13 protein-coding genes are annotated in these 24304 nt (G+C 64.0%); 3 read left to right on the forward strand and 10 right to left on the reverse strand.

Annotated elements, in window-relative coordinates; translation table 11 throughout:
• Positions 1 to 186: 186 nt before the first annotated feature.
• Genes BMX85_RS04550 through BMX85_RS04560 form a run of 3 tightly spaced genes read right to left on the reverse strand, consistent with a single transcriptional unit; the run spans position 187 to position 6864 of the window.
• A complete protein-coding gene (locus BMX85_RS04550; protein WP_090314456.1) occupies positions 187 to 2811 on the reverse strand; it encodes a family 20 glycosylhydrolase in 2625 nt (874 codons plus the stop codon).
• 27 nt (positions 2812 to 2838) lie between these two features.
• Positions 2839 to 5475 (reverse strand): TonB-dependent receptor, encoded by a 2637-nt coding sequence (locus BMX85_RS04555; RefSeq protein WP_229210276.1) that lies wholly within the window; start codon positions 5473 to 5475, stop codon positions 2839 to 2841.
• A 51-nt stretch (positions 5476 to 5526) separates the two neighbouring features.
• On the reverse strand, positions 5527 to 6864 hold the full coding sequence (locus BMX85_RS04560; protein WP_218147299.1) for a sugar MFS transporter: 1338 nt from the start codon (positions 6862 to 6864) through the stop codon (positions 5527 to 5529).
• Positions 6865 to 7334: 470 nt separating this feature from the next.
• Between BMX85_RS04560 and BMX85_RS04565 the strand changes: the two genes are divergently transcribed.
• Positions 7335 to 10004, forward strand: coding sequence for a TonB-dependent receptor (locus BMX85_RS04565; RefSeq protein ID WP_229210277.1), 2670 nt, complete (start codon positions 7335 to 7337; stop codon positions 10002 to 10004).
• 44 nt (positions 10005 to 10048) lie between these two features.
• Here BMX85_RS04565 and axe2C read toward each other — a convergent pair whose 3' ends face one another.
• Genes axe2C through BMX85_RS04600 form a run of 7 tightly spaced genes read right to left on the reverse strand, consistent with a single transcriptional unit; the run spans position 10049 to position 21578 of the window.
• Positions 10049 to 11113, reverse strand: a complete 1065-nt coding sequence (gene axe2C / locus BMX85_RS04570; protein ID WP_090314459.1) for a bifunctional acetylxylan esterase/glucomannan deacetylase AxeC2 — start codon at positions 11111 to 11113, stop codon at positions 10049 to 10051.
• On the reverse strand, positions 11113 to 11874 hold the full coding sequence (locus BMX85_RS04575; RefSeq protein WP_229210278.1) for a GDSL-type esterase/lipase family protein: 762 nt from the start codon (positions 11872 to 11874) through the stop codon (positions 11113 to 11115). The genes axe2C and BMX85_RS04575 overlap by 1 nt, the downstream gene beginning before the upstream one ends.
• Positions 11871 to 15383 (reverse strand): glycosyl hydrolase 2 galactose-binding domain-containing protein, encoded by a 3513-nt coding sequence (locus tag BMX85_RS04580; RefSeq protein WP_090314460.1) that lies wholly within the window; start codon positions 15381 to 15383, stop codon positions 11871 to 11873. The genes BMX85_RS04575 and BMX85_RS04580 overlap by 4 nt, the downstream gene beginning before the upstream one ends.
• A 1-nt stretch (position 15384) precedes the next feature.
• Positions 15385 to 16599: a glycoside hydrolase family 27 protein gene (locus tag BMX85_RS04585; protein ID WP_090314461.1), complete on the reverse strand. Its 1215-nt coding sequence runs from the start codon at positions 16597 to 16599 to the stop codon at positions 15385 to 15387.
• Between the two features lie 10 nt (positions 16600 to 16609).
• Positions 16610 to 17941, reverse strand: a complete 1332-nt coding sequence (locus BMX85_RS04590) for a glycoside hydrolase 5 family protein (protein ID WP_090314462.1) — start codon at positions 17939 to 17941, stop codon at positions 16610 to 16612.
• 26 nt (positions 17942 to 17967) lie between these two features.
• Entirely contained in the window at positions 17968 to 20262 is a 2295-nt protein-coding gene (locus BMX85_RS04595; protein ID WP_090314463.1) for a glycoside hydrolase family 3 C-terminal domain-containing protein, read from the reverse strand.
• Between the two features lie 47 nt (positions 20263 to 20309).
• Positions 20310 to 21578: a sugar MFS transporter gene (locus BMX85_RS04600; protein WP_090314464.1), complete on the reverse strand. Its 1269-nt coding sequence runs from the start codon at positions 21576 to 21578 to the stop codon at positions 20310 to 20312.
• A 311-nt stretch (positions 21579 to 21889) separates the two neighbouring features.
• Here BMX85_RS04600 and BMX85_RS04605 point away from each other — a divergent pair, with 311 nt between their 5' ends.
• Positions 21890 to 22954 (forward strand): LacI family DNA-binding transcriptional regulator, encoded by a 1065-nt coding sequence (locus tag BMX85_RS04605; RefSeq protein WP_090315234.1) that lies wholly within the window; start codon positions 21890 to 21892, stop codon positions 22952 to 22954.
• Positions 22955 to 23091: 137 nt separating this feature from the next.
• A complete protein-coding gene (locus BMX85_RS04610) occupies positions 23092 to 24303 on the forward strand; it encodes an AGE family epimerase/isomerase (RefSeq protein ID WP_090315236.1) in 1212 nt (403 codons plus the stop codon).
• Position 24304: the final 1 nt, after the last annotated feature.

Here is a 24304-nt window from a genome sequence, read left to right on the forward strand (position 1 = left end):
GAACAGGCAGAACGTGAATGCGCGGACGGCGGTCGCGCAGCGCGCGCTCGAACGAAATCGTAACCGGCCTAACCGGGGCGGGAGTACTTTTTCCATCGACGCTATCACTCATCATCCCTGAAAAAACAGTGGGATGATTATAGCGGAGATGACCACCCGCGGGGACGGCTCGTCATGCCTGTGGTTTTAGCGGTTTTCCACCCGCGCCACCAGGCCCGCCCTGCCGTTGCGGTCGAAGGCGGCGACCTGGATGACGCCCTTTTCCGCGATCGGTCCCGTCACCGGTTTGCTGTTGGCGTCCGGGGCGGCGCCGTCGGTGGTGTAGCGCAGCGCGATGCCGGGCAAGACGTGGTTGACCAGCACCCGGCCGCCTTCGACCAGTAGTCCGGGCGGCGCGATGCGGTAGTTGACGCCCGTTTTCTCCAAATCGAGGCGCGGCAGCACGCGCTGGCTCAGCGTGTTGACGAAGCCGGACCACGCGGCGCGGTGCAGCACGGCGGCTTTGTCCGCGTCGTTTTCGGTGGCCCACGCGGGATCCGGCGCCCACGAGCGCTCGGCCATCGCCAGCAATCGCGGCATGACCAGATAGTCAATGCGGTCCGGGGTCAGCACGGTCTCGGTGAATAGTGTCGCTTCCAGCCCGCGGATGCGGCGCTTGCCGAAATCGGTCAACGCATCCTTGCCGGGCATCGGCCTGGCGGCATTCTTCAGGTAATCCAGCGGGATGAAGTCGTACACCGTATCCAGTTCGACGTAGTCGCCCCAATTGACGCCCGGCTCCTGCGGATTGGCGTTGTAGGCCATGTCCATGTACATCTTGGTCACCGGCGCCAGCACGATGTCGTAGCCGGCGTTGGCCAGCCGGTAGGCGAAGTCCTCGGCGCCCTCGGTGTTATTCCACACGTAGGCGCTGAAGCCGCGCTGCGTAAAGCGGGGATTCGGGATCAGCTTGTGCTGCCCGCGCAGCATGGTCGCGCGCGCGGCCATCTCCTCCCAACCGGAGGCGAACAGGCCTTGCTTGCGCAGGATGACGTCGACGCGGTCGTAGAAGTAGTCCCACAGGTCGGCGACGGTTTCCAGCTTCTTCTGCTTCATGACCGCCAGGCTGGCCGGCGATTTTTCCCACGCGCCATGCGGCAGTTCGTCGCCGCCGACGTGAATGGTGCGCAGCTTGACGCCGGCCTCGCGGTGCAGCGCGGCGATCTGTCCAACTACATGCTCGATGAACGTGAAGCTCGACTCCAGGCCGGGATTGATCACGTGGTCGTTGTAATGCTGCGGCGAGCTATAGACGGATTTGTCCTCGAAGTCGTTGAGCAGGTACTTGGCCGCGCCGGGTTTTCCGGCGGCCTTGAGACGGTGGTAGCGCGCCTCCATGGCCTGCACGGCCGCGCGTGCGTGGCCGGGCATTTCGATCTCGGGGATCACGTCGATATGGCGCGCGGCGGCGTAGCGCAGTATCTCGATGTAATCGGCGCGGGTGTAGTAGCCGGTGCCGGTGGCGTTGTCCGGATCGCCGCCGGAGCCGTACGCCGGTTGCAGGCGCACGCCCGCCTTGGCGCTGTGGCCGCGCACCGCGCCGACGCCGGTCAGCTCGGGCAAGCCGGCGATCTCCAGCCGCCAGCCCTCGTCGTCGGTCAGATGGAAGTGGAAGGTGTTGAGCTTGTAGCGCGCCATCAGGTCGAGCAGCTTGAACACGGTTTGTTTCGTGTGGAAGTTGCGGCTGACGTCCAGCTGGAATCCGCGATACGGGAACCGGGGCGCGTCGACCACCGCCAGCTCCGGCAGATCGATGCTGGCGGCGCCAGGTAAAGGCATCAGGTCGCGCAGCGATTGCAGGCCGTAGGCCACGCCGGCGGCGCTGTTGCCGACAATGGCGATGCCGCTATCGGCGTTGATGGTCAGGCTGTAGGCTTCCGGCGAAGTCTGACCGGCGACCGCGCCGATGCTCAGGCGCAGGTCCGGCGCCGCCGCCGCCCCTGCGGCGGCGGCGGGCAAGGCGGACGAAAACAGCGAGCGCGCGAAGGTGGCCTCCGTCTTCAGCGCGGCCGGCGCGACGAGCTTCGGCTGCGCGGACACCCGCAGCCTGCCCTGGCCCTGTTCCAAACGCAGCGGCGTCGGGAACAGCGGTGGCAACGCCTCCGCCGGCAGCGCGGTGGCATTGGCCTTGGCGTTGTGGCGGTAGGTGTCCTGCGGCGTCACGACGGCTTTGGCGCCGGTGCCGCCTTTGTCCAGTTGTTCCGGGCGAACGACCGGCAGCAGTTCGTAGTCCACGATATTCTGCGCCGCATCGGGCGCGCTGTCGTAGACAAGATACGGGCCGGCCGGCGCCTTCGCCAGCTTGATCACCAGGTTCGGATGGATGTACGGCACGTTCAACGTCTGGCCCGGCGCCACGCCGGCAAACCCCGCGGCGGGACGGATGCGGTAAAGACCGCCCGCGACCTTTTCCACCGTCAGGTTGCCGGCCAGCGGGCCGGTCGCGACACCGTCCATGCAGTTGAAGTAAAGCGACCAGCCTTGCGGCGGAAGCGGAGACTTGTCCAGGTTGGTGAGGATGAAGCGCGCATGCGTGATGCCGCCGGGCGCCTGGGCAGTGAACTCGTTGCGCTCGAGCTCCCAGCGCAGCCGCAGACTGGCTCCGGCGGCAGCGGAAGGGGTCGCGGTGGCCTTCGCCGGCTGCGCCGCCACGGCCGGCTTGTCCGCTTGCGCGGCCTGCGCCGTCATCAATAGTGACAATGACAGCGACAATGACAGCGACAATGACAGCGACGCCAGTCCGATACCTCCGGCCGTTTTCCGTTTCAGCATTCCACTCCCCTGGGTGACGATTAATAGTTAGAACTTGGCTTTGACACCGACACTATACCGGGCGCCATTCTCATACACGCCGACCGGCAAGCCGTCGGTGGTATTGGTGCGTATCAGTTCATTGCCGATATTGACCGCCGTCAGGTACAAGCTGATTTTGGGCGTGACGTCCCAACTGGCCGACGCGTCCCACTGGCCATAGGCGCTGGTCACATCCTGGCCGCCCTCATTCAGGCCGCCATAGGACTTGGAGCGGTAGTTGTACGACAGCCGGGCGCTGTAGCCGTCCTTTTCGAAGAAGCCGCTGACATTGGCCTGGTTGCGCGAGTTGCCCACCACATTGAGCTTCTGGCCGTTGGCGTTGGCGCCGGTCTTGGCGTCGGTGAAGGTGTAGTTGACGATGGCGCCAAAGCCGCTGCCGAACGCCTGCTGCCACTGCACTTCCAGCCCGTTGACGGTCTGCCCGCTGCTGGCGTTGTACGGCCGCGTGACCGAGCGGGTGACGCCGCCGACGTTTTCCAGCGCGCTTTGCGTGTAGATGAAGGTGTCGAGCTTCTTGGCGAACAAGGTCGCCGACAGCAGCGAGGCGTCGGCGTAGTACCACTCGGCGCCGATCTCCGCCTGGTTGGCGTGGTATGGTTTCAGGAACGGATTGCCGGCGGTGGCGGCGTTGGTGGTGCCGCTCACTTCCGTGCTGGCGCTCAAATCGCTGTAGGTGTTACGCGCCATGACGCGGGCGACGGCGCCGCGCACCAGCAAATCCTTGTTCACCGAATAGACCGCGTTAAGGCTGGGCAGCACATCGTTGTAGGTGCGCGAAACGCTGCCCAACACGTAATTGCCGTTGCCGTTCAGGTCCTGGTAGGCTTCCGAGGTCTGGTCGGTCTTGACCAGCCGGGCGCCGAAGTCGCCGCGCCACTGCCCCACCGCGAAGTCGGCGCGCACGTAGGTGGCGTAGATTTTCTCCTTGATGCGGTAGTACTCGCCCTTCGCCTCGGCGTAGACCATGCCTTTGTCGAACATGGCGAAGCCCCTCGACGATGCCAGCCCGTCATCGACCCACGCGTATTGCGTCAGCGAGCCGGCGCTGGCCGCCTCCTGCGAGATCAGCGGCGACGGCCCGGTCGACAGGTCCGCCAGGGTCAGCGTCTCCCAGCCCGGATTGCCGGGACCATTGGTGCCGATGATGCGGCGGTTCTGCACCTTGGTGTCGCGCAGCTTGACGCCGATCTTGATCGACTTGAAGAAGGCGTTATCGAGGTCTATCGTCAGGTCGCCCTGCGCGTAGTTCTCCTTGGTCTCCATGCGGCGGATCCAGTCGCGCGTGCTTTGCAATGTCAGTTTGGTCGGATCGAGCGGACTCATATCCAGGTACTTGATCTCGTAGGTGTCGGGCGCCAGGTTGAAGGTGGCGCGGGTATTCCCGGTGAACCAGAAATTGCGGTCATGGTCGCTGCCGCCGGAGCCCTTGGTGGTGCCGGCCTGTCCGTGGAACTTCCAGTTGTCGGCATCGTAGGTGCCCTCCAGGTCCAGCACCTGCGATTTGACATAGGACTGGCGGAAGATCGGCTCGAACGATACGCCGTTGGTCGGACCGACGGTGCCGCCGACCAGCGCCTTGGTGCCGTCCGAGGTGGTGATGAAGCGCGGATCGGTGACGGCGATATTGCCGCGCGCGTCGACCAGGCCACCCGCTTGCCACAGGTAGTTCTGGTTGCTGTTGTCCATGCTCATATCGGAGTTCATGTAGTTCAGCGAGATATCCGTGTTGGCGTTCGGGCGCGCCTGCAAGGTGATGTTGCCGGTTGTGCGTTCGCGGTCCTGGCGGAAGATCGGCGTGCCGCCGCCCCACGACGCATAGGCGCCCGGCGTGACCGCGCCGTTCTGGTCGACGATGTTGTACTTGGTCGTGTCCGTGAAGTTTTCCAGGCCGTCGCGGCGCATCGTGCGCTTTTGCTGGCTCACCGCGACCAAGGCGCCGAAGGTCTTCTGTTCGTTGGTCCAGCTCACCAGGCCGGAGAACTGGGGATCGGTTTTCTTCGGCAGTTCGCTGTAGGTCGCTTCCGCCGACACCTGCGCCACGAAAGGCTTCAACTGGAACGGCTTGCGGGTCTTGACGTTGACCAGGCCACCGATGCTGCCCTCGTCCAAGTCGGGCGACGGGCTTTTATAGACGTCGATGCTGCCCACCAGCTCCGACGCCAGGATGTCGTAGTTGAAGCCACGGCTTTGCGAATCGTTTTTCCACCAGTAGCCCGAGGCCACGGCCTGGCCGTTCAACTGCGTCAGATTCAGGTTCTTGTCGGTGCCGCGCACGAAGATGTCGCGGCCCTCGCCCCAAGTGCGGTCGACCGAAATGCCCGGCACGCGCTGCAGCGAGTCGGCCACGTTCTTGTCCGGGAACTTGCCCACCTCCTCCGCCGTCACCGTGTCGATCACGTTGCCCGAGTCGCGCTTCTCCGCCAGGTTGCGCTTGAGGCGCTCGCGGATGCCCTTCACCTCCACCACCGCCGGCTCTGCCGCCGGCGCGGCGTCGGCGGACTGCGCGGCCGCCGCCTGATCGGCGGCGGCATACAAATGCGGCGCGAAAGCGCTTCCCAGCGCCAGCGCGATCAGTTTGGGGAGCAGCTTTTGCTTCAACAGCGGCTTGGTGGTCGTCGTCATTATTTGATTCTCCTGTTTCTGTTCAAAAAAGACCGCTTCGATAAACCGCTTTTACGCGCGTCCCGCGCCGCGCCAGCTGCGGATCTTGTGGCCGCTCGCGGCGTACCAGAGGATCATCGCGTAGCAAGGCAGCATCAGCCAGTAACCCGCTTGCGGACCGGAGGCGTCGGACAAGCGGCCATACAGCAGCGGCAGCACGGCGCCGCCGGAGATGGCCATCACCAGCACGGCCGAACCGGCGGCGGTGTAGCGTCCCAGGCCTTGCAGCGCAAGCGGCCAGATGGCCGGCCATACCAGCGCGTTGGCCAGTCCCAGCAGCGCCAGGCACATGACCGTGTCCGGCACCAGCGGCACGCCGGACCAACCCAGCAGCACCTGCGCGATGCCGCTCGATTGGCTGGAGCCGGTGGCGACGCCGATCGTCAGCACCAGGCCGAGCAGCGCCGACACCATCAGCGCGCCCTTCTGCGACAGGTAGCGCGGGATCGCCGCCACGCCCACCACGTAGCCGAGCACCATGCACACCATGGTGTAGGAAGTGAGCACGCCGAAGTTGGCGACGTTCAGTTCATGGCCGTACAGGCCGATGGTGTCGCCGGCGATCACCTCGACGCCGACGTAGCCGAACAAGGCCAGCGCGCCCAGCACCAGTTGCGGGAATTGCAGCACGCCGGTGCGCTCGACATTGGCGGTGGCGTCGTCCGCGTCAGGGGGGATGTCGCGCAGATTGGAAAAATGGATGAACACCATGATGACGAACAGCACCGCGGCCATGCAGGCATAGGGGAACACCAGCCGCTCGGCCAAGGTGGCGCGCATGGCGTCGCGCGCGGCCGGCTCCAAGGTGGCCAGCGCGGTGTGCGAGAAGCTGTCGATATCGGCCAGCATCAGCGAGCTGAACACCAGCGGCACGACGACGCCGGCGCCCTTGTTGAACAGGCCCATGATGCTGATGCGCATGGCCGCGCTGTCACGGTCGCCGATCTGGACGATGTAGGGATTGATGGCGGTCTGCATCAAGGTCATGCCGGTGGCCAGCGTGAACAGCGCCGCCAGGAACAGTTCGTAGTGCGTGCTGCGCGCCGCCGGAATGAACAGCAAGGCGCCGGCGCCCATGATGCCCAGGCCGAGCGTCATGCCCTTTTTGTAGCCGATGCGGGCCAGCACGGCGGCGGCCGGCAGCGCCATCACCGTGTAGGCGATGTAGAACGCGAACGTCACCCACAGCGCCTGGAAGTTGTTCAGGCCGCAGACGATCTTGAGGAAGGGCACCAGCGACCCGTTCAGCCAGGTGACGAAGCCGAGAATGAAAAACAGCAGGCCGACGAACAACATGCCGACCACTACCGACCGCGACGCGTCGCGGGGTGTCTGTTCCGTTGTGTTCACGCTCATTTGCATGGGGCTCCCCCAAGTTATCGATCAGTTATGCTACCAGTGCAATACCACTCAAGCCAGCATCCGGTCGATCGCGATTAAGTCCTTGTTTTTACTGGACATTGTCGTGCGCCCACATGTATACCGCTTACATTTCTTTACAAAGCGGCCGCTGGCGCCCGTTCCGCGCCCGGGTATCGCGCAATGCATGCTTGCAAATCTTTACAAAACAGTTCGAGAAATTACGGCGTTGTGTCGGCATAGCCACGCTGGCCGAAAACCGTAAAAGATTGTGTGTTTAGTAAAGTTTGTTAAACATCGGTTGCAAATTTAGTTTCATTTGACCCTCGATATTTACGGATCGATACTCCGGTTGCCAGGAAGCTAAGCCGTATCAGACAACCTGCGGCACTGGCGCTTTCCATAATTCCAAAAACATCGAGGAGACAGACACAATGCTGCAACCCACAAGACGCACTCTCATGAGCCTGGCCGTCGCCAGCGCTTGTTCATTCATGACGTTCGCCGCCCAGGCCCAGGCCCAAGCCGAGTCCACCGCCACCGCCGCCGCCGATGCGCAAGCCGCGCCGGCCGCTGCGTCGTCCAACCCGGACCAGATCCAGGAAGTGCGCGTCACCGCGACGCGCTATTCGACCTCGTTGCTGCGCACCCCGCTGGCCGTCGCGGCGCTCAGCCAGGAGCAACTGACCCGCAAGGGCGCCACCAGCCTGTCGGACCTGAGCGGCGAGATGCCCAACGTCGTGATCGAAAACACCGGCGAGGATTCGGCCGTGCAGATCACCATCCGCGGCATCACCTCCACCAACTTCACCGAGACCGGCGACCCGGCGGTCGGCTTCCACGTCGACGGCATGTACTCGCCGCGTCCACAAGGCGCGCAGGCGCTGATGTTCGACCTGGAACAGGTCGAGGTGCTGCGCGGTCCGCAAGGCACGCTGTTCGGCCGTAACTCCACCGGCGGCAGCGTCAACGTGATTCCCGCCAAGCCGGATTGGACGGGCAACTACGGCAAGGCCGACATCGATATCGGCAACTACCGCAAGAAGCAAATCTCGGTGGTGCAGAACATCGTCGTCAACGACGCGCTGGCCCTGCGCGGCACCTTCATGAAGGTCAAGCGCGACGGCTATGCCAACCAGACGCGCGATCTGAGCGAAGCGAACGCGCCGGCACTCGGCTGGATCCCGAACGGCAAGCCCGATGTCGACCAGCGCTTCAACCGCGTGATCGGCAAGAGCGACTACTACACCAACCAGGACGAATGGGCCGGCCGCCTGACGGCACTGCTGAAGATCAACAAGGACATCACGGCCAAGGCCTCGTATGAGCAGTTCCAGGATTCGGGCGCCGGCGGCGCCACCTTCCGCGACTGCGACGCCACCGCCGGCACCCGCTACGCCTGCGGCCCGGGCCAGGGCAAGTGGGACATCAACGTCAACGTCCCCGGCCAGAACGACCTGAGTATCAAGACGCTGCGCACGGGGGTCAACTGGAACATCAACGACCACACCAACTTCGATTACACCTTCCAGATCGCCGACCAAAGCCGCTCGCAGATCACCGACGACGATTTGGGGATGCAGCATGCGGCGCCGTTCCAGATCAACGGCGCGTATCCGAATTCGGCCGACGGCAACTGGGGCACCTGGCCGCTGACCGACTCCTTCCACCGCACGCTCGATTCGCGCTACCTGTCGACGGTGCACGAGGCGCAGTTGAAGCAGCAGCTCGGCAATGTGCAGTACGTCGGCGGCTTGTTCTGGATGCACGAGCGTAACCGCATCGACTACGAGCAGACCAACACCATCCAGAAGCCGTACGGAGACGTTGGCAGCGTGCTGTATAACCAGCCTAACCGCCAGGTCGACGCCAAGGCGGTCTTCGCCCAGGCCGACTGGAAGTTCATGCCGACGTGGACCGGTACCCTCGGCGCGCGCTACAGCATCGACAGCAAGGAGGACAAGGGCGGCAAGGTATATGGCGCCAACTGGATCGGCAACTCGGCCTACTACAACGGCCTATACTCGCAAGGCACGCCCGGCACGCCCGGCTTCCACGTCCATGACGGCACCGACCTGACGCCGGCGATGGGCGGCAGCGTGGCGGCCTACAACCTGTATGGCGCGCCGACCTCGAACGACCACAAACAGGAATGGAAAAAAGTGACGTGGCGCGCCGGCCTGCAAAAGCAGCTCGACGCCAACAAGATGGTGTACGCCTCGGTGTCGACCGGCTACAAGGCGGGCGGCTTCGCCGACAAGACCGACAGCTGCAACTACCGGCTGTGCGCCGACGGCAAACCCGGCGTCGAGACCTTCCTGCCGTACGAGCCGGAGACCGTCACCAACTATGAGCTGGGCTTCAAGGGCAAATTCCTGGACAACCGTTTGAGCCTGTCGGCCACCGCGTTCTTCATGAAGTACAAGGACATGCAGGTCACCGGCACCTATTTCATCAACCAGATCATCCCTTCGAACGGCTTGCCATGCCCGGCCGACCAGCCGAAGTGCGACGTATATGAAGGCTGGCGCACGATCAACGTCGGCAAGGTGAACATCCCGGGACTGGAGCTGGAATGGGATTACAAGCCATGGCGCGGCGGCCGTATCGGCGGCGGCTTCGCTTACATCAACTCCAGCATCCACGACTACAATTCGTACAGCGACGACTATCAGTGCGATGTGCGACTGGAACTGGGCTTGCCGGCCTGCCCGACCGCTTACAACGGCCCTGACAAGACCTTGCTGGGCCGCCGCCTGGCGAACGTCGACGGCAACCACCTGCCCAACACGCCGAAGTACCAGTTCAACCTCAACTTCTCGCAGGAGTTCGGGTTTGAAAACGGCTACAAGGTGATCCCGTACGTGAAGGTGAACTGGCGCGACAAGGCTTACTTCGACATGCTCAATTCGGAGTTCGCGCACATCGGCCGCTACCAGAAAGCGTATGCGATGGGCGATGCGTCGGTGCGGCTGGAGGCGCCGGACGACAAATGGCACGCGGAGCTGTATGTCCGCAACGTGTCGAACAGCCACGCCAAGTTGAGCGGCAATTCGGTGTACGGTGGGTTCATGGAGGCCAACTTCGTGCAGCCTCGCATGTTCGGTTTCCGGGTTGGCGCGAACTACTAAGGTTGTTTAACGGGATTAGCCGTTCCGGCTAATCCCGCCTGCGTTCACCAACCCATGATGGCGCGGACCTGGGGGAGCAAGTCGTTGGCGATATCGACGGTTTGCTCCCTGGTCGGATGCCCGTCATCGGCATCGCCCGAATAGGGTTTCGACGCGATGGCGTGCACCCGCTTGTCCCCCACCCGTTTCACCGTCTCGGCGATGTATTCGATCAGCGCCACCCGCTTCTCGCCGGTCATCAAACCGCCTTCGGTCAGCACCACCCGCGCCTGCGGATGATCCTTTAGCAGCGTGCGCACGAACCGCACGTAGGTTGCCACGTACTGCTCGCGGTCCGGAATGCCGTGATTGAAGTCGTTGTTGCCGATCGCGCTGAGAATCACATCTGGCCGATAATCGCGCTGATCCCATTCTGCCGGCTGTTCCCGGTCAGGTATCGCCAACTGATAATAGTCCGGCAAATTCAGTTCGTTGGTCTTGTTGTCCCAGGTGCGTATCAAGCCTCGTCCACCGTAGCAGACCAGTTGCACCTGCGCGCCCAAGTCGCGCGCCATCAGCATGCCGTAGGATGAACGCGCGTTCCACCAGGACGGATCCTTCTTGGCGCCGGCGATACGGTCGATCGCCTCACCGCAGGTGACGGAATCGCCCAGCATCAGCATTTTCCGTTGCGGCAGGATGGGCGCGGCGCTCCACTTGCCGTCGGTGTCAAACCGCAGCAGCGCGGCAGTGCCGTGCCAGGTCTCGGACCGGTTGACGATTTCCACCGTGTGCCTGCCGTCGGCGGCGCCGTCGACCAGGCTGAGGGTCTGTTTGCCAGGCGCCAGCCTCACCTTGCGCGCGACGCCGTCGACGATCACGTCCAGATAGCTGTTGCCGCCGCTGGCCTGCGCGTCCACGCTCAGGCGCGTGCCCTCGAAGTTGAGATAAAAACTAACGCCCGGATAGCCGAACCGCACCACGCCGTCGGCGCTGATAGCGGCTCGGCCCATGCGGGCGACGTGGGGATCGGCGGCCGTCATCGACGCCGCCGCGGCCAGCGGGGCCTGGCCCCACAGCGAGGCGATCAACGCCGCGCAGCCGGCGATACGGCGGTGCGCGCCGTTCATTACTTCATCAACTTCTGTATGTCCGGCAGCATCGCGTCCGACCAGATCTGGTACCCCTTGGGCGTCGGATGCAGGAAGTCGGCCATCACCTCCGGCGACATATCGCCGTTCGCCAGCAGGAAACGGGCGCCGTAATCCCTGAAAATGATGGTCTTGCCATCGCCCAGCGATGCGATCTTGCGATTCAGCTCAATGATCTGCTGCCGCTTTGGATTCTGCGCCGATTGCTCGTAAGGCAGCACGGCGTTGAGCAGTATCTTCGCGTCCGGGTACAGCGCGCGCAACTTCTTGAGCACCGCCTGCACGCCTTGGAACACGTCGTCCGGCGCGGCGCCGCAGTGGAAGAAGTTGTTCACGCCGATCGTCAGCACGACCAGCTTCGGGTGCAGCTTGTCGGCGTGGCCATTATCGAGCCGCCAAAGCACGTTGCCGGTGTGGTCGCCGCCGATGCCGAAATTGGCCGCCTTCCAGGCGCCGAAGGACTTGTCCCAGATCTCGCGGTTCCAGCCTTCGGTGATGGAGTCGCCGACGAACAGCAGATCGACGTTGCCGGCATCGGCCACCGCGACGTCCTCTTTGAACATCTCGTGCCAGCGCGCCACCGACATCCACGGGTACTCGATTTTGCGTGGCGCCGGCGTGGTGCTGCAGGCGGCCGGGTTAAGCGGCGCGTCGGCGTGGCTTGGGGCGCTGGCCAGCGCCAGCAGGCCGGCGGCGACGATCGCGGGGATCAGCGACTTCTTCATCTGGAATCCTTTCATTGCGCGCCTATCCGCAGCGATTGCGGCGCCACGTTCCAGCCACGCAGATCCAGGCGCACCGCGCCCTGGCTCTTGAACGTGACGCTCACGGTGCGGCTCTCGCCCGGCATCAGCGCTACATAATTATCCGAAAAATACACCGGCAGTATCCGTTCGCCGTCCGCATTGAACAAGGTCAGTTTACCGCTCAGGGCGGGCACTTCGCCGCCGTTGCGCATTGTAACCTCCAACTGCCGTTCGCCCCGCGCGGCCGCGCCGGTCCAGCGCGTGGATAGTTCCAGCGGCACCGTCGCCAGCTGGTTCAAGCCCTGTTGGCCGGCGAGCGTGCTGCTTGGCCAGTAGGCGTTCTGCGACAGTAGCTTGCCGTCGGCGTCCTTGAGCGCCAGTTTGAGCACGATCAGTTTATGCTGCGCCACCAGCGCGCCGATGCCGGCGTCGATCGGTTCCGAGGTGCTCACCGCCGCCACCGCCACCGGCTTGTCGCCGCTGGCCAGCAGCTTGCCCTGAACGTCATACGCGGCGTACGACAGCGTGGCGCCATTCAACGCGGCGGCCGGGTTGTTGATCACCATGAGCTGGTAGTCCGGCAGGTTCATTTGCACGTGCACCGGCTCCGCCGCGCTCTTCACGCCGTAAAAGGCGCCGTGCGTGTCGTAGTCGTGGCTGAGGATCTGCCACATGGTGCTCGGCCAGGCCGGCTGCGTCATCCACAGCATGCGGCCGCTGTGCTGGCGCCACAGCCCCGCGTTCATGCCTTCGAAGATGGCGCGGTGGCTTTCGTAGTTCAGCAACTGGGCCTTGCGTTCGAAGTCCGCCAGCGAGTCGGGCGCGCCGTAACCGGCGGCCATCGCCGCGTTGAAGGTCTTGACGCTGCCGTTGCCGTCCGGGTGCCAGTCGTGATACGTGACGGTGTCGGTCAACGGCCACTGGTCGGTCGACGGCACCGCCGCCTTGATCGCCTCGATCGTCGGGAACGACGGCGTGCCCACTTCCACCGAGAAGCCTTTGGCGTGCTCGGTGAAGTAGCTGGTCGGCGTCTGGTAGTTATACGGACCGCTGTTTTGCAGATTGACGCGGTTCGAGCTGCCGCTGTACCAGCGCGTGCCGTCGAGCTGATAGATCATCGCCTCCAGCGCCTCGTTCAGCACCGGCTGCGGCACGCCCTCGTTACGGCCGAACCACATGATCACCGACGGATGGTTGCGATAGCGCTTGACCACATCGCGCGCGTTCTCCATGAACAGGTTGACGTCCTGCGGCTCCAGGTTGTAGTCCTGGGTCGACGCCCAGAAGTCGTTCATCACCATCAGACCGTATTCGTCGGCCAGCTCGAAGAAGCTCTCCTCGGTGTTCTGCCCCACCCAGTTGCGGATGATGTTGACGTTGGCGTCCCGGTGCAGGCGGAAGTAAGGTTCCAGCCGCTCACGGTCGATGCGTTTGCGCCAGTCTTCCGTGCCCCAGTTGCCCCCGCGCGCCGCGATGCGCACGCCATTGACCTTGATGACCAGGAAAGGACTGAGCGTGGTTTCCTCCAGCGGCCGAATCGCCGCCGTCCATTCGGCCTCCGGGCGCAGGCCCGTGGCCCAATTATTATCGGAGAGCTTCTTAATGGCTTGGTGGCGGCCGTCGGTGATGCGCACGCCCAGTTCACGCCCCTTGGTGAAGTCGGCTTCCACGCGGCGCAGGTGGCCGCCCTGGTCCACCAGCGACAGTTCGTACGTCACCGCCCGCACGCCAAACCGGGTGCTGGCCTGGTCCGACAGCTGCGTGCCCTGCATCGCCTCGAGCTTGAGCTCATGCAGATCCGGCGCGCCGTAGCCGTTGGGCCACCACAGTTTGGGATTTTTCAGCTTGAGCGCGGCGAAATCGGCCGGCGTGAAACGCACGCTATGCTCGCCCGGCGCCAGGCCGACGGTCTTGCTGACCTGGATGGGTTTCATGCTACCGTCACGCCGCGAAATCGTCGCGCGGACGGTGACCCGTTGCGCCGACTTCGACAAATTCGAGACCGGCACTTCGATGCTGACATCGGCCACGCTGTTGTCCGCCTTCGGCAGCGCGGTGATCACCTGGGCGTCGCCCAGCTTGAAGTCGCGCGTGGCGTGCAGCTCCACGTCCTGCCACAAACCGGTGTTGCGGTCGCGGACCGAGGGAATCCAGTCCCAGCCCTCGGAGGCGATAAAGGTCGGCCCGTCCTGCGCCAGCGTGCCGCCGTTTTCGCCGGCGCCGGCCGCGATCGATTCCTCCTGCGGCAGACCGGGATGCGGCGGCGGCGACACCCTGACCGCGATGACGTTATCGCCCTTGAGCTTCAGATAGGGGCTGATGTCGAAGGTGCCGCGCACGAAGGCGCCCTTCATGCCGCCCAGTTTGCGGCCGTTGATCCACACCTCCGCCTCGTAGTTCACGCCCTTGAAGGTGACGAACAGACGCTGCCCCTGCTTGAAGGCGGCGGGCGGCTGGAACGACGTGCGATACCAGTAATCCTGTTTGTTCAGCGATTCCGGAATGGCCATGTTATTGAGGCCGTAGTCGGGATCTGGATAGACGCCACGGTCGACCAGCGTGGTCAGCACCGTGCCGGGCGTGGTGGTCTGATACCAGCCGGCGGCGTCGAAGCCGGTCGACGAAATGTGCTCCGGCTTCGCGCTTACCTCTGGCGCCGCCTGCAGCTTCCACGACTTGATGGTCCACAGGTTGGCGTCCTTCTGCACCAGCGCCGGACCGCTGTAGGCCGGCTTGGCTTTCGGCTCCTGGAACGGTGAACCGGATTTGGGCAAGGTCCACGGGTCCTGCGGCGCGACCTGGCCGTACATCTGGCGAACCTGTATCGGCCACGATGGACTGCCGGATTCGAAGTTGATCAGCGCATCGTTCGGCTGCGTGGCGGCCATCGCGCGCACAGCACCTTCGTCCAGCGCGGTGGCGGTGACGGTGAAGCCGGCGATCCGCCCGGCGTAGCCTGTCGCGGCCTTGCTGCGCGGGCCCATCGAAATCCGGGGGGCGAAGTCGTCGACCGGCGCGGCCTGCGCACTTTCCTTGATCGGAGCTGGCGTAAAGCCCTCGGCTTTGAGCACCGCGTCCTGCCGGGCGATGGCGCTGCCGTTGGCGTACAAGGTGACCCGTCTGCCGTCGTAGCTGGCCGCCAGGTGCACCCAGGCATTGGGCGCAAGCTTCAGCGGCGAGACCACTTCCAGTCCATAGCCGCAGAAGCCGAACGCGCCGTCCACACTGCACACGAACCATCCGGGCCCCGCCTGCGCGCCGGCGACACCGGCGATCAGGGTGCGGCCGGGCGCCGGCTCCGACGGTTTGAACCAGCCGCTCAAAGCGAACGGCTGCACCCTGCCCGCCACCGCCGAAGCGAAGATGTCGGCCTGTTTGACCTTCTTCACCAGGCCGTCGCTGGCGGCCGGGAATTCGGCGTTATAAGGTCCCCACTGGTCGCCGGCTTGGGCGCCGGACCACATCATCGCGGCCAACGCCGCCACAGTCATCGTGTGCTTCATTTCAGCTCCGGGCCTTCAGGCGCAGGACAATCGCGCCGTGCGGCGCGAGCTTGCTCTCCAGTTTCTTGCTGGTGTCGCCGGTCTTGCCGGTCCAGGCGTCGGTCCAGTTGAAGACCGTCTTGGTGGTGTCGAGCACGCGCTTGTTCGCATCGTCGTTGATGCGGGATGTCGACCACTGGTAAGTCACCGGTTTGACCTCGTCGCTGCGGTTCAGGATCATCACCGCCCACTCGTCGTTGGCCAGCGGCTTGGCCCAATACTCCAACTGGCCGGATTGCAGGAAGCGCCACGCCTGGATACCCAGCTTGTCCTGGTTGATCCCGATCACCGCCTTGTTGGTCAGGATGCGTTTCGTCGCCTCGGACATCTTGCGCACGTCGTTGCCCAGGATGAGCGGCGACGCCAGCATCGACCAGGCGGCGAAGTGGGTGCGGTCCTCGTCTTCGGTGAAGCCACGGCCCACTTCCAGCATGTCCATATCGTTCCAGTGACCCGGACCGGCATGCACCCGCAGGCCCGCCTGCTTGTCGAGGATCTGCAGCACGCCCCAGCGCGAATACGACGCCTCGCTGAATTCGCAATCGAAGCACATATGGATGTCGCCGGTGGTGCGCCACGAGTGGCCGACATCCTTGGCCCATTCCCAGGGCTTGGTGTCGCCCCATTCGCAAATGCTGAACAACATCGGCCGGCCGGCGGCGCGGATGGCGTCGCGCATGGTGGTGTACGCCCCCACCGACGACAGGCCCTTGCTGTCGCACCAGTCGTACTTGATGTAGTCGATGCCCCAGGAGGCATAGGTGCGCGCATCCTGGTATTCATAGCCACGGCTGCCCGGGCGGCCGCCGCAAGTGGTGGCGCCGACGTCAGAGTAGATCCCGATCTTGAGGCCCTTGCTGTGAACGTAGTCGGCCAGCGCCTTCATACCCGACGGGAAGCGCTCCTTGTCCGGATGGATCACGCCCGTCTCGTCACGCTTCCCGTGCCAGCAATCGTCGATGTTGACATACTGATAGCCGGCGTCTTTCAAGCCGTTCTTGACCATCGCATCGGCGGTGTCCTTGATCAGCTGCTCGTTGATGTCGCAGGCGAAGGTATTCCAGCTGTTCCAACCCATTTGCGGCGTGTCGGCCAGCCCGTCGAACTTCTGGGCGTGGGCGTTGAAAGCGCAGGCGCAGGCGGCCAGCGCCGCCATGCTTATGACGGTACGTTTCATGCGTGCCCCCTTAGCGCTTGATGGTATTGAGTTTGTCGGCGTACTCCTTGATCAACTTGAGCGAGCTGGTGTCCGAGTCGAACACCGAGTACAGACCCTGCTCTTCCTGCGGTGGATCGCCGACGAAGTCGTTACCCGGCTTCCACCAGTAATCCGCGTTGGCCGCGCGGCCGGCGCCGCCCCAGGCCCAGAAATTGAAGCCGGCGATCGGATCGCCCTTCTTGGCGCCGTCGTAGACGAAATCGAACACTTCGCGGTAGAAGCGGTCGCGGATCTTGGTGGTGGCCTTGATGCTGAACGAGGCGCCGTCACGATCGAGGCCGAATTCCTCCAGCACGATAGGCTTGTCCAGTTTCTTGGCCAGGTCGATGTGCGAAGTCAGGTAGTTGCGGCTCTTGGTGATGGCGCCATCCCACGAACCGGTTGGGTCCTTGGAATCGAACCAGCCCCAGTTCTTCGGCCACAGGTGATAGGTCAGGTAGTCGATATGCTTGGTGCGGTGCGAGTCGAGGAACAGCTGGGCGTCCTGCGCGGAGCCGGCCAGGCCTTCGCTGCCGCTGCTGACCATGTGGTTCTTGTCAAGGCTGTGGATGTATGCGGCGGTTTCGTCGATCCACTTGATGTAGGCCTTCTTCTCTTCCGGTGTGGCGTTGCCGTTGCCCGGGCGCGGCTCGTTGGCCAGCTGCCACGACATCAGGATCGGGTCTTCCGAATAAGGTTTGCCGGTGATGGTGTTGACGCGCTTGACGATCTTCTGGATCACGTTGCGGTACTCTTTTTGCGCGGCGGCGTTGACGTAGAAGCGCGCGTTCTTCTTCATGTAGTCGTCGTAATCCTTGGTCACGTTCGGGTCCAGCGCCGGCGTGCCCTCGAACCAGTTCAGGTACTGCGTCATGCCGCCCGACCATTGCCAGAAGTTGTTCAGGTAGAGCACCACCGTCATATCGCGCTTGGCCGCTTCGGCCATCAGGAAGTCCAGGCCGACCAACAGATTCTCGTCGTACTCGCCCGGCTTGGCGGTGGTCGCCGGGCTGACGGCGCTTTTCATGTCGGTTTTCTCGGAGACGGCCAGCACGCGCAGGTTGTTGATGCCGATCGCGCGCATGCTATCGAGTTCCTTCAGCAGGCGGGCGCGCTCGCCCACGCCCTTCGGCGCGCCGAGGTAGCCGCCGTACCAGAAGTTGGCGCCGACGATGTAGTAGGCCTGGCCTTTGCGCGCGAAGTGGGTCTTCTTGGCGGTGACGAAATCGCCCTTGCCGACGGTGGCGCCATCGGCGGCGGACACGATGCCGCAAGCACCGATCATCAACGCGGTCGCGCAGAATTTGTAGAGTTGTTTCATGTCTCGTTCTTTCTTTTTATGGATGGTTACTTGGTTGGCTTGCCTGCGACGTTCAAGGTCTGCTTGGGTAGCTGCACGGTGATGCTGGCGGCTTTGGTGTCCCCGGCGTCATGCGCCAGCAATACCTTGTAGCCACCGCTGGCGACGCGCCAGGTCTTCGATTTACCGTCATACATGGCCAGCAGGCGCGGATCGACCGTCACGCTGACGTCCTTGCTCTCGCCGGGCGCGAGTTCGACCTTGTCCCAGCCGGCCAGGCGCTTCGGCGCTTCCCACTTCACACCGACCGGCGAGACGTACACCTGCGGCACGTCCTTGCCCTTGACCGCGCCGGTGTTGGTGACCTTGAAGCTCAGTTGCAGCTTGCCGTCCTTCTGGCTGGCGGCCAGGCCGGAATACGAGAACTGCGTGTACGACAAGCCGTGACCGAACGGGAACAGCGGCTTGAGGCCCTTGGCGTCGAACCACTTGTAGCCGACCGTCGCGCCTTCGTGATAGTTGACGGTGAAGCGCTCGCGGTCCTTCTTCGGATCGCCATCGAGCTTGGGACGCGGCAGTTGGCTTTCGGAGACCGGGAAGGTGGTCGGCAAGTGGCCCGACGGATTGACCTCGCCATACAGCACGCGGGCGATGGCGTCGCCGCCGCCGCTGCCGGCGTACCATGCCTGCACCACGGCGGCGGTCTGGTCGACCCACGGCATCAGCACCGGACCGGAGCTCTCCAGCACCACCACCGTTTTCGGGTTGGCCTTGGCGACGGCGGCGATCAGCGCGTCCTGGTTGTTCGGCAGCGACAGCGACACGGCGTCGAGCGACTCGCCCACCCATTGCTCCGCGAAGACGATGACGACATCGGCGTCCGCCGCATCCTTGGCCGCCGACGCGGTGTCCTTGCCGTCGTTGTAGACCACCTTGGCGCCGCCGGCGCGGGCCTTGATCGCCTTCAGCGGCGACGACGGGTGGTACACCACGGGCCCCGGCCAGATGGTCGGCTCGATGCCCGGCACCGGATTGCCGCCGATCGGATACACCAGCGACGAGCCGCCGCCGGCCAGTACGCCCACATCCGAGTGCGCGCCGATGACGACGATCTTTTTGGCGCCGGCCTTGAGCGGCAGCACGCTGTTGCTGTTCTTCAGCAGGACGATGCCCTCTTCCGCGTCGGCCTGGCTGACCAGCTTGTGGGCGTCGTAGTCGATCGAACCGCCTTCCTTGACCGGATTGTCGACCACGCCCTTGTCGAACATCGCCCACAGCACGCGGTAAGCCATGTTGTCCAGCCGCGCCTGCGGCACGTGGCCGTTTTCGACCGCCTCCTCCAGCGCGCCGCCGAAGTAGGCGGACTTGTCGAACTCCCAGCCGGAGTGCTGATCCAGGCCGCTGTTGGCCGCTTCCACGGTGCTGTGGACGGCGCCCCAGTCGGACATCACATAGCCCTTGAAGCCCCAGTCCTTCTTCAGCACCTGGTTGAGCAGGTAGTCGTTTTCGCAGGCGTAGACGCCGTTCAGGCGATTGTAGGAGCACATGACCGAGCCGGGGTTGGACTGCTCCAGAACGAACTGGAACGCCAGCAGGTCCGACATGCGGTTGCTGGTGTCGTCCAGGCGGGCGTCGAGCACGAAGCGACCGGTCTCCTGGTCGTTGACGGCGAAGTGCTTCATGGTCGCAATCAGATTATTCGACTGGATGCCCTTGATCTGCTGCGCCACCATGGTGCCGGCCAGCAGCGGATCTTCGCCGGCGTATTCGAAGTTACGGCCGTTGCGCGGTTCGCGCAGCAGGTTTACGCCGCCGGCCAGCATGACGTTGAAGCCGGAGGCGCGCGCCTCGCGGCCGATCATCGCGCCGCCCTGGTAGGCAAGGTCGCGGTTCCAGGTGGCCGTGGTGGCCAGGCCGGAAGGCAGCGAGGTGCGCTCGCGCGGGTTTTTGCTCAATTGCGTGGCAACGCCAAGGCCGGCGTCGGTCTCGAACAGCGCCGGCAGGCCCAGTCGGGGCACGCCGGGAATGTAACCGGCCGAGAAAGGCAGCGCGGCCGGATGCTTCTTGGTTTTGTTGGGGACGAAATCGGCGCCGAAGTAGCCCAGCACCCAGTTCAGTTTTTCCTGCTGCGTCATGGCGTCCAGCGCCAGCTTGGCGCGCTTGTCGGAGCTCAGCGACTTGTCCAGCCACGGCTTGGAGGCCGGTTCGGCCGGCGCGCCCGCCTCTTGTCCGGCGGCGTAGGCCGGCAGCGCGGTGGCCACGGTGACGATGGTCGCGGCGGCAAGCGTTGCCGCCACCGCCAGCGCGATGGCCAGCGGACGCAGGTTCAGTTCGGAATTCATTAGCTGTCTCACTTTATTATTGGAGGGCGAAATCAAAGGATCGAAGATCAACGGTCGGAGTACATGCCGGCGTACTTCAAACCGTAGTACAGGATAAAGGTATAGCAGGCGGCCGGCACGAAGAACGACAGCTGCAAGCCGATGGTGTCGGCCAGCAGCCCTTGCGCGAACGGCACCAGCGCGCCGCCGACGATGGCCATGCACAGGATGCCCGAGCCCTGGCTGGTCAGGGGGCCGAGCTTGTACAGCGCCATGCTGAAAATGGTCGGGAACATGATGGAGTTGAACAGGCCGACGGCGATGACGGCCCACATGGCGACCGCGCCATGCGAGAAGATCGCCGTCAGCAGCAGCACGATGGAGGCGGCCGAGTTGAACGCCAGCGCCTTGCCCGGGCTGACGTAGCGCATCACGCCGAAGCCGACGAAGCGGCCGATCATGGCGCCGAGCCAGTAGAAGCTGACGTAATTGGCGGCGGCGCCGTGCGACATGCCGGCGATGTTGGACTCGCCGAGGAAGTTGATCAGGAAGCTGCCGATGCTGACCTCTCCGCCGACGTACAGGAAGATGCCGATCGCGCCCAGCACCAAGTGGCGGTGCGACGTCACTTTTTTATCCAGCGTGTAGGCGCCCGATTCTTCGGCGTCGACGATCTTCGGCAGGCGCACCAGCGCGAACAGGATGGCGATGGCCAGCAAGGTGGCCGCCAGCACCAGGTACGGCCCCTGCACGGTCGCGGCCTCCTCGGCCTTGGTCTTGACGATGTTGGCGACGGCTGGAACGCCTTCGGACAGGATCAGGAAACCGCCAAGCGCCGGAGCGATCGCGGTGCCGAGCGAATTAAACGCCTGCGTCAAGGTCAGGCGGCTCGATGCGGTGGCCGGCGCGCCCAGCGCCGCGACGAAAGGGTTGGCGGACACTTGCAGGATGGTGATGCCGCCGGCGAGCACGAACAACGCCAGCAGGAACAGCGCGTAGCCGCCCATCGAGGCGGGATAGAACATGGCGCAGCCGATGGCGGCGACCACCAGCCCGGCGACGGCGCCGCGCTGGTAGCCCAGCCGCTTGATCAACATGCCGGCGGGGAGCGAGACGATGAAGTAGGCGCCGAAGAAGCAGAACTGCACCAGCATCGCCTGCACATAGGTGAGCGTGTAAATCGATTTGAGGTGGGGAATCAGGACATCGTTCAGCGAGGTGATCAACCCCCACATGAAGAACAGCAGCGTGATGATCATCATCGGGAAGGTGGTGCTGCCTCCGCCCTGACGCGCATGATCGTGGGTGTTCAAAGTTGCCGGTGCAACGTGCTCCATCAGCTGTCTCCTCTTGGATGGTTTTTATATTAGTGAAAAGATTCTGCATCGGCGACGCCCAAGGGTCAAACAGCAAGCGAATTTGAGGCGCAGTTTAGCCGCCTTCACTAAACACACGATGCAAGGCGATACGCCGTGTTGCGGCGCAGCGTACGGCTAAAATCGGCGTGTTTAGTAAATTGCGCTAAACTTTTCGAGAAAGTCGACGTGTCGTTTGACCGTGGCTGGACGATTATGCAAGACTGTATTCACACCAGAAACCCGCCGACGGCACCGCCGCGAGCCGGTTCATGAGAGATTTGGAGACCGAGATGGGCGATTCCACAAATAGCGCTGCGACCACCGGAGTGACGATACGGGATATCGCACGCGTGGCCGGCGTGTCGGCGGGGACCATTTCACGCGCCCTGAAAAACGAACCGGGATTGACCGAAGCCACGCGCCAGATGGTGCTGGAGGCGGCGCGCAAGCTCGGTTACGACTTTTGCAAGCTGCGGCCGAAACGTCTGCGCCGCCTGACTTTCCTGCTGCACCGACAGCACAACACCGCCTCGAGCAGCCCTTTCTACTCCCCGGTGCTGCACGGGGCCGAGGAGGCCTGCCGCAAACAGGGCATCGTGCTGTCGTTCATGGCGGTCGGCCCGGCCGATGGATTGATCGACCAGATACGCATGCACGCGCCGGACGGTATCGTCTGCGCCGGCTTCTTCGAGCCCGAAACCTTGAGCGCCCTGCGCTCGACCGGCAAGCAGCTGGTGCTGATTGATATGAAGCTGCGCGGTTACAGCTCGGTCAACCCGGACAATATGATGGGCGGCTACCTGGCCACCAAGCACCTGATCGACACCGGCCGCACGCGGGTGGGTTTTATTTCAGGTCCGCTGTCGCACTACAGTATTCGCGAGCGGGCGCGCGGCTACCGCCAGGCCCTGTTCGAAGAGGGCATTCTGGCCGACCCGCGTATGGAAGCGGGCCTGCCGGACGGCGTCGACCTGGAAACCGGCGCATGGGAGGCGATGGAGCAGTTGCTGGCCCTTCCCCATCCGCCGGACGCCGTCTTTTGCTACAACGACAGCGCCGCGCTGGTGGCGATGCGCTGCTGCCTGGCCAAGGGATTGAAGGTCCCGCATGACATCGCGATCGTCGGCTTCGACGATATTTCGACCGCCGTGCTGGGACACCGGCCGTTGACGACGCTGCGCATCGATAAGAAGGCGCTCGGCGCGCTGGGCGTGGAAATGCTGTTGAATGGCCCGCATAACGAACCGGTGGAAAAAATCGCGCCGGTGGAGCTGGTGGTGAGGGCCAGCACGGTGTTCGACGGCTGGCGGGTACAGAAGCCGCAGGGCAAAGGAGGCAGCGTGGCCGCCGCCTGAAACTAGCTAGACCGAGCAAGGTCGCGCAACAACTGGCATCGGCTCCGCGCCGATGCGGGGGCCTGTGCGCGCCCGAAAATATACCACCGGGCAGCCGTAAAAAGCGCCCTGCCTATCAACTAAAAACGGACCCAATGATGGTACCAGATTTTCAATCCCGCGCAACGCTGCTCAACCACATCCGCCACACCCGCAACTTCTACGACAGCCGTTGCGTGGACCCGAGCGGCGGCTTCTATCACTTCTACAAGGATGACGGCACCGTCTACGATAGCCGCACGCGCCATCTGGTCAGCAGCACGCGCTTCATCTTCACGCACGCGATGGCGTGGCGCCAGTTCGGCGAGGCGGCCGACCAGCAGCGCCTGCGCCACGGCCTGGCCTTCCTGCGCGCCGCCCACCGCAACCCGGCGACCGGCGGCTACGCCTGGCAACTGGACTGGAACAACGGCGAAGGCCGCGTCACCGACGGCACCAACCACTGTTACGGCCTGGCCTTCGTGCTGCTCGCCTACAGCCACGCGCTGATGGCCGGCGAAGCCGACGCCCGCGCATGGATCGACGAAACCTTCGAACTGATGGAACAGCGCTTCTGGGACGCCGACTACGGCCTGTACGCCGACGAGGCCAGCGCCGACTGGTCGACCCTTGACGCCTATCGCGGCCAGAACGCCAACATGCACGCCTGCGAGGCGCTGATCGCCGCCTTCGAAGCGACCGGCGAGCGCGCCTTCCTGCTGCGCGCCGAAACGCTGGCGCGCAACATCACGCAACGCCAGGCCGCGTTGGCGGACAATCTGATTTGGGAGCACTACCACGCCGACTGGTCGGTCGACACCGAGTACAACCGCCACGACAAGAGCAACATCTTCCGTCCGTGGGGCTACCAGCCGGGCCACCTGACCGAATGGGCCAAGCTGCTGCTGCTGCTGGAGCGTCACGGCGACCAGCTGGAAGGCGGCAAGGACTGGCTGCTGCCGCGCGCGGTGGAGTTGTTCAACGCGGCGATGGACAAGGCATGGGACGCGCAGCACGGCGGCATCTACTACGGTTTCGGCCCGGACGACAGCATCTGCGACGATCTCAAATACTTCTGGGTGCAGGCCGAGAGCCTGGCCACCGCCGCCCTGCTGGGCGCGCGCACCGGCGAGGCAAGCTACTGGACCTGGTACGACAAGATCTGGGCCTATAGCTGGGAGCATTTCGTCGATCACCAATACGGCGCGTGGTACCGCATCCTCGGCGCCGACAACAGCAAGCTGACGGACGAGAAAAGCCCGGCCGGCAAAGTGGATTACCACACCATGGGCGCCTGCTACGAAGTGCTCAACGTATTGAAGAAGGATTGAG

It is taken from the genome of Duganella sp. CF517 (assembly GCF_900110275.1).
Lineage (GTDB): Bacteria > Pseudomonadota > Gammaproteobacteria > Burkholderiales > Burkholderiaceae_D > Rugamonas.